Raw genomic sequence first — 6485 nt, forward strand, 5'->3', positions numbered from 1 at the left:
GGCCCCGGCGCCCGGAACCCGGCCACCAGAACGGTCGCCTCGGCCAGGCCGTAGCTGGGGCGGAAGGCCGCCGGGTCGAACCCCTGGCCGGCGAACGCCTCGGCGAACAGGTCGAGCGTCTGCGGCCGGACCGGCTCGCTGCCGTTCCCGGCGATCCGCCATCCGCGCAGGTCCAACCCGGCCCGCTGCGGTGGGGCGATCCGCTGCACGCAGTGCCGGTAGCCGAAGTCGGGCGACATGGCGTTGGCGTCCGGCAGCTGGGAGATCAGTTCGAGCCAGCGGCGTGGATGGCGGATGAACGTCGCGGGCGCCAGGTGGACCGAGCGGATCCCGAACAGCGCTGGCAGCACCACCATGGTCAGCAGGCCCATGTCATGGAAGAGGGGAAGCCAGTTGACCAGGACGCTGTCGGAGGACAGCTCATAGGCGTGCTGGATCTGGCGGACGTTGGCCACCAGGTTGTCGTGGGTGACGACGACTCCGGCGGGGTCTCCCGTGGAGCCGGAGGTGTACTGCAGCAGCGCCGGCTCGTCACCCCGTGCCACCACCGGCTCCCCGTCGGCATGGCCGGGCTCGTCGATGAGCACCAGCCGGGGCGATCGGACGACGCCGCTGTCCAGCCAGCCCCGCACGGCGCGCCGGTGGCGGGCGGCGGTCAGGACGAGGGCCGGATCCGCGTCACGGACCACCGAGTCCAGACGAGTGGTCGCCCGCTGGGCGTCCGGCGGGTACAGGGGAACGGCGACGGCACCGGCGTACAGGCAGGCGAAGAAGGCGACCGGGAACTCCAGCCCGGACTCCTGCAGGATGACCACCCGGTCACCGACCGCGGTGTGCCGCCTGATCTCGGCGGACAGCGCCATGGCGCGCGCGTCGAGCTCGGCGAAGGTGAGGCGCTCGTCGCGGTCGCCCGCGTACTCGTAGAGGGTGGCGCCGGGCATGCGGCGGACGTGCCGCCGCAGCAGCGCGACCGGTCCCGGCGGGGTGTCAGCGACCACGGGCACCTCCAGCCAAATGCCGCATCGCGGGGTACGCGGGGCTGCCGTGCGGTGCGACAGGGAGGGCGTGCAGGCCCCGCAGCGAGATGCTGGGATGCCAGGACAGCTCCTGCCGGGGCACGGCCAGTTCCATCCGGGGATAGCGCCGCAGCAGCTCCCCGATGGCGATCCGGCTCTGCAGCCGCGCCAGGGGCGCCCCGACGCAGTAGTGGGCGCCCGCGCCGAACCCCAGATGGGGATTGGACGGCCGGGTGACGTCGAGCCGTTGCGGGTCGTCGAACCGGGCGGGGTCGCGATCCGCCGCGGCCACCACGGCCATGACCAGCTCGCCCTCCGGGATGCGCACCCCGGCGAGCTCGACGGGCTCGCCGGTGACCCGCAGGCTGCAGATCATGACCGAGCCCTCGTAGCGGATCAGTTCCTCGATCGCGCCGGAGATCAGGTCCGGCCGGCGGCGCAGCAGCTCGGCCTGGTCAGGGTGGGTCAGCAGGGCCAGCATCCCGTTCCCGATGAGATTGACGGTCGTCTCGTGCCCGGCGATCAGCAGCAGCAGCGCCATCGCGACGAGCTCCGTCTCGCTCAGGCGGGCGTCACCGTCGCGGGCCTGGATCAGCGCGCTCAGCAGGTCAGGGGTGGGGCGGGCGCGTTTCTGCCGGATCAGCGCGCCGAGGTACTCGCTCAGCTGGGCGAGCGCGGCCCGCCGGCCGGCCGCGAGCTCCGCGCTGGAGCGGGCGGACTCGTCGTCGGAGACCAGCGGGAGCGACCACCGCCGGAAATCCTTACGCTCGGCCGCGGGGATGCCCAGGATCTCGCAGATCACGGTGGTCCCGATGGGGACCGCGAACCAGCCGACGAGGTCGATCTCGTCCCGTACGTCGAACTGCTTGAGCAGCTCGTCCACCACGGTCCTGATCATCGGCTCGAACTCCGCGACCCGGCCCGGCGTGAAGGTCTTCGACACCAGCCGGCGCAGCCGGGTGTGGCCCGGCGGATCCGAATACAGCAGGTGCTTCCCAACGAAACGGGCGAGGCCCCCGAGCCCGGGGTCGGCCTCCTCGATCGGTACGGGCCATCGCGCCGGTTCCTTGACGAAGCGCTGGTCGGTGAGGACCAGCCGCACCTCGTCGTAGCTGGTGACCAGCCAGACGGGCACGCCGGCCCGGTGGATCCGCCGGACCGGCCCGGTGCGGCGCAGATAGTCGTACGCCGCGTACGGGTCGCTGACGAATTCCCGGGAGTAAAAACCGGGAAGAGCGGAACTTGATTCCGACACTGGCATTTCCTCCGGAAGAATAAGCCGGACGCCCCCGAGGTCCCGATAGCCGAGTGTTCGCGGTCCGCGGTCAGCGCGTCAAGTGCCTATTGTTTTCCTGGACCCGCCATTCAGCGGCCCTCGAGCGCCGCCCGACCTCCCCATTTTCCTCGAGCGGCGCACGACCGACCTTCGACCACGTCAGGCAAGCCTGGCGATGATTTTCTGCGGCCTAACCCAGGAATGCGGATGACATCAGATCGAGGACCTATTCTGTTCGCCAGTGCGGCGCACTCCGGCCTGCTCAATCCGATTCTCTCGATCGCCGGAGAACTGTCCCGGCGAAATGTGCCGGACCTGCATTTCGCCTCCGAGGAGGACGCGCGGCGCCTGGTGGACGCGGCGGGCGCGGGCAGCCCGATCTCGTTCCATTCCTATGGCGAAAAGATGGTCACCGTCGACGGCGCGATGTACGGCGCCATGACCCGGGGACCGCGCACCACCGCCGGCACGGTCGCGCTGGCGCGCGTCGTGCGGGACCGGGCGGTGCTGCGGACGTTCTTCCAGCGCACCCTGGAGCAGATCGATCGCGTACGCCCCCGCCTGATGGTGATCGACAATCTGAACGTCGGCGCGATCGACGCGGCCTGCGCGCGCCGGGTGCCGTTCGTGCTGAGCATCGCCTTCCCTGCGAGCGGGGTGTACCTCGGCCGGCTGCCGTGGACGTACCCGACCCCGACCTCCGGCCTGCCGCACCGGCTGAGCGGGGCCCAGTGGCTCGTCAATGTCGCGTTCCGGCTCCGGCTCCGGACGGCGATGCTGCGCTGCGCCGACCTCACGCTCGCGCGGGAGCGGCGGGCGCACGGCCTCGCCAACGTCTTCGCCGACCCGGAACGGCACACTGCCGACGCGGTCGCGGTGCTCAACTACTCGGTCTTCGGGCTGGAGTATCCGTTCGCCGCTCCCCCGCACCTGCACATGGTGGGCGCCGTGGTCCCGCCGCGGGAGGCATGGGCTGACGGGGCCGGCGAGCTGAGCGACTGGCTGGACCGGCACGAGTCCGTCGTGTACGTGAACATGGGCACCTTGATCAAGCTGTCCGCCGACCAACTGCGGGAGTTCGCCGAGGCGTTGCGCCGGCTCGGGCCGGGCCACCAGGTGCTGTGGAAGTTGCCCGCCGACCAGCGGGCGCTGCTGCCCGCCGAACTGCCGGCCAACGTCCGCACGGTCGAATGGGTGCCGGCGCACTTCGGGGTGCTCACCCACCCGCACGTGCGCGCCGTCGTCTGCCACGGCGGCAACAACATCTTCCACGAGACCGTCTACTGCGGGCAGCCCATGCTGGTCATGCCGTTCTGGCTGGACTGCTACGACCTGGCCGCCCGCGCCGTGGACGCCGGTGTGGGGCTGGCCCTGGACCGGCCGCCCGGTTTCGACGCGGCCGAGGTGGCCGCCAAGCTGCTCCGACTGCTGTCAGACGGCTCCTTCCGGCAGCGCAGCCGGCACTGGGGCGATCGGCTCCGGCAGGCCGGTGGCGTCGGACGGGCCGCGGACATCGTGCTGCAAGCGGTCCACCTCACACACGGAAACCGGCTGCCCGCGGTCCAGCCGCGGAACGTCGCGGCATCGAACCAGACGTCCGGCGCATGAGACCACAGACGACGGCAAGGAGGTGATCCGGGATGGACGTGGAGTCCGCCCTGGCCTGGATCATGGGCCCCAACGGGATCGAGGATCCCTATCCGGGGTACCAGGCGCTGCACGAGCACGGCCCGATCGTGCCGGTGACCGACAGCATGTTCATCGTGGTCGGCTATGAAGCGGCCGACCAGATCCTGCGCGACGCCTCCACATCCGTGGTGAACGAAGAGCGCCTGGACCGCAACTGGCCGGCCTGGCGGACGAACCGGGCCTCGACGCTGCTGACCAAGACGCTGCTGTTCACCGACCCTCCGGACCACACGCGGGTCCGGCCCCTGCTCTCCGGCTGGTTCAGCGCCCGCCGGGTGGCGGGCATGAGCGATCTCATCCGGGAGCGGTCCGAGCAACTGGCCGACGGCCTCGTCGAACGGTGCGCCGGGGACGGCGTCGTCAATTTGGTGAAGGACTTCGCCCTCCCCCTGCCCGTGCGGATCATGTGCGACATCCTCGGCATCCCCGAGTCGGACTACCGCTGGTTCGAGGACCGGGTCGGGGACATGCTGATCGTGCTGGAGGCGTTCCCGCCGCCGGACGAGGCGGAGCTGGGGCAGCGGTCGACGGAGGAGATCGAGGCGTACATCATCGACCTCATCGCCGCCCGGCGTCGCGCGCCCGCGGACGACCTGTCGAGCGCGCTCATCGCCGCGCACGACCGCGACCAGGCCGCTCTCACCGCCGACGAGCTGCTGGTCAACCTCGTGGGGATGCTCGCCGCCGCGCTCGACTCGACCACGTACCTGCTGGCCAACGGGTTGCTGCAGCTACTCCGCCGCCCGGAGCACGCGACGCGCCTGCGCGACGACGAGGAGTTCGTGCGGCCGTACGTGGAGGAATTGCTGCGCTGGGACGCGCCGGCGCAGTTCACCGTGCGCCGGGCGACCACCACGATGCGGGTCGGAGACACGACACTGCCGCAGGAGGCCGAACTCCTGATTCTGCTGGGCGCGGCGAACCGCGACCCCCGGCGCTTCGACTCGCCTCACGACTTCCGGCCCGACCGGCCGGACAACCAGCCGATCTCCTTCAGCGTGGGCCCGCACTTCTGCCTCGGCTCCCCGCTGGCCCGGCTGGAGGCGCAGATCGCCCTCCCTGCGGTCATGCGCCGGCTGCCGGACCTCACGCTCGCGGGCGACCCCACCCGGCTGAACCGCTATGCCATCCGCTGGTACGACTCCCTGCCGGCGACCGTGAAGGCGGCGTGACGCCGGCAGACGAGGGAGGTCTCCTATGAGCGTTCCGCCGTTCGGCGTAGGGATTCGGGCGATCGGCCGGTACGTCCCCGAGCGCGTGGTGACGAACGACGAACTCGCCGCGCGGTTGCCGACCACGAGCGAATGGATCCATGAGCACATCGGCGTCGAGACCCGCCGGATGGCGGCCTCCGGCGATTGGTCCTCCGATCTGGGGGCGCACGCCCTGGTGGACGCCTGCGCGCAGGCCGGCATCACCCCTGACCAGGTGGACCTGGTGATCTGCGGAACGTTCACGCCGGACCTCATGCTGCCGAGCACGGCCGTGGCGATCATGCGGAAGGCCGGCATGGACGGCGGCGCCGGCTTCGACGTCAACTCCGGGGGGTGCCCTGGAGGGGTGTTCGCGCTCGACGTCGGACGCCGGTACGTGCAGTCCGGCGAGTACGCGCGCGTGGCGGTGGTGCTGACCGACGTCAGCTCGAAGTTGTTCGACCCGGAGGATCGGACGATCGGGGTGATCTTCGGTGACGCCGCGGCCTGCTACCTGCTCGAGCCGGCCCCGGCCGGCCGCGGCATCCGGCGGGTGACCCTGCGCAGCGAACCGGCCGGGTACTGGACGGCGTACGTGGCACGGGAGTCGCGCACCGGCGCGGACGGGAGGCCCAAGTCCTCCGCCTTCGGTGAGAACTTCACCACGATGGAGGGCCGCGAGATCCGCGACTTCGTGCTGGGCACACTGCCGAAGTTCATCGAGTCGTTCGTTCACGACCAGGGCCTGAGGGTCGCGGACATCGACTTCTTCGCGCTGCATCAGGCGAACCTGCGGCTGGTGCACGGCGTGCTGGACACCCTGGGCGTACCGCTGAGCAGAACCCTCACCAACATCGAGCGGATCGGCAACACCTCGGGCGCCTCGCTCCCGCTGGTGCTGCGCGAGGCGACGGACACGGGCCGGTTGCGGGCCGGGCAGCGCGCCGTGCTGGTCGCGTTCGGCTCGGGCCTCAACTACGGCGCGGCCCTGGTGGAGTGGAACGCCCCCGGCGACTTCGCGCGGCCCGGTCCCTGACGTAGCCCGCGGTGTCGCCTTCCGCGGTGTCGCCTTCCATCCATGAACCATCGACGACGGCTTCGCCGGGGCCCATCCCGGCCGGACAGCTGACCATCGTCCCCGCCAACGAGGCGTCCTGGGCCGACCTCGCCACGATCTTCGGCACCACCGACGCGGGCCGGTGTCAGTGCCAGAGGTTCAAGGTCCTCGGCTGGATCTGGCGCGACTCCTCGCAGGGGCAGCGGATCGGGATGCTGCGGGCGCAGACCGCGTGCGGCGACCCGGACGCCGGG

The 6485-nt window shown here is 71.1% G+C and carries 6 protein-coding genes; 4 read left to right on the forward strand and 2 right to left on the reverse strand.

Going from position 1 to position 6485, the window contains the following annotated elements:
• Together AB0J09_RS52650 and AB0J09_RS52655 are read right to left on the reverse strand one after the other, a co-directional pair.
• On the reverse strand, positions 1-998 hold a 998-nt coding region (locus AB0J09_RS52650), incomplete at its 3' end, for an AMP-binding protein (protein ID WP_360709527.1).
• The gene (locus AB0J09_RS52655; RefSeq protein WP_360709529.1) at positions 988-2271 is read right to left on the reverse strand and encodes a cytochrome P450; all 1284 of its coding nucleotides are present in this window, start codon (positions 2269-2271) and stop codon (positions 988-990) included. The genes AB0J09_RS52650 and AB0J09_RS52655, both read right to left, overlap by 11 nt.
• Before the next feature lie 228 nt (positions 2272-2499).
• Between AB0J09_RS52655 and AB0J09_RS52660 the strand changes: the two genes are divergently transcribed.
• The 4 genes from AB0J09_RS52660 to AB0J09_RS52675 form a co-directional block, all read left to right on the forward strand.
• Entirely contained in the window at positions 2500-3900 is a 1401-nt protein-coding gene (locus tag AB0J09_RS52660; protein ID WP_360709531.1) for a glycosyltransferase, read from the forward strand.
• Between the two features lie 32 nt (positions 3901-3932).
• On the forward strand, positions 3933-5153 hold the full coding sequence (locus tag AB0J09_RS52665) for a cytochrome P450 (RefSeq protein WP_360709533.1): 1221 nt from the start codon (positions 3933-3935) through the stop codon (positions 5151-5153).
• Positions 5154-5178: 25 nt separating this feature from the next.
• Positions 5179-6210, forward strand: a complete 1032-nt coding sequence (locus tag AB0J09_RS52670; RefSeq protein WP_360709535.1) for a ketoacyl-ACP synthase III — start codon at positions 5179-5181, stop codon at positions 6208-6210.
• 26 nt (positions 6211-6236) lie between these two features.
• On the forward strand, positions 6237-6485 hold a 249-nt coding region (locus AB0J09_RS52675; protein WP_360709537.1), incomplete at its 3' end, for a hypothetical protein.

Source organism: Nonomuraea sp. NPDC049784 (assembly GCF_040659615.1).
Lineage (GTDB): Bacteria > Actinomycetota > Actinomycetes > Streptosporangiales > Streptosporangiaceae > Nonomuraea.

Bases quoted from the DNA above. Each gene is read 5' to 3' on its own strand.
- AB0J09_RS52665 (WP_360709533.1), top strand. From the start codon at position 3,933: ATGGACGTGGAGTCCGCCCTGGCCTGGATCATGGGCCCCAACGGGATC.
- AB0J09_RS52670 (WP_360709535.1), top strand. From the start codon at position 5,179: ATGAGCGTTCCGCCGTTCGGCGTAGGGATTCGGGCGATCGGCCGGTAC.
- AB0J09_RS52660 (WP_360709531.1), top strand. From the start codon at position 2,500: ATGACATCAGATCGAGGACCTATTCTGTTCGCCAGTGCGGCGCACTCC.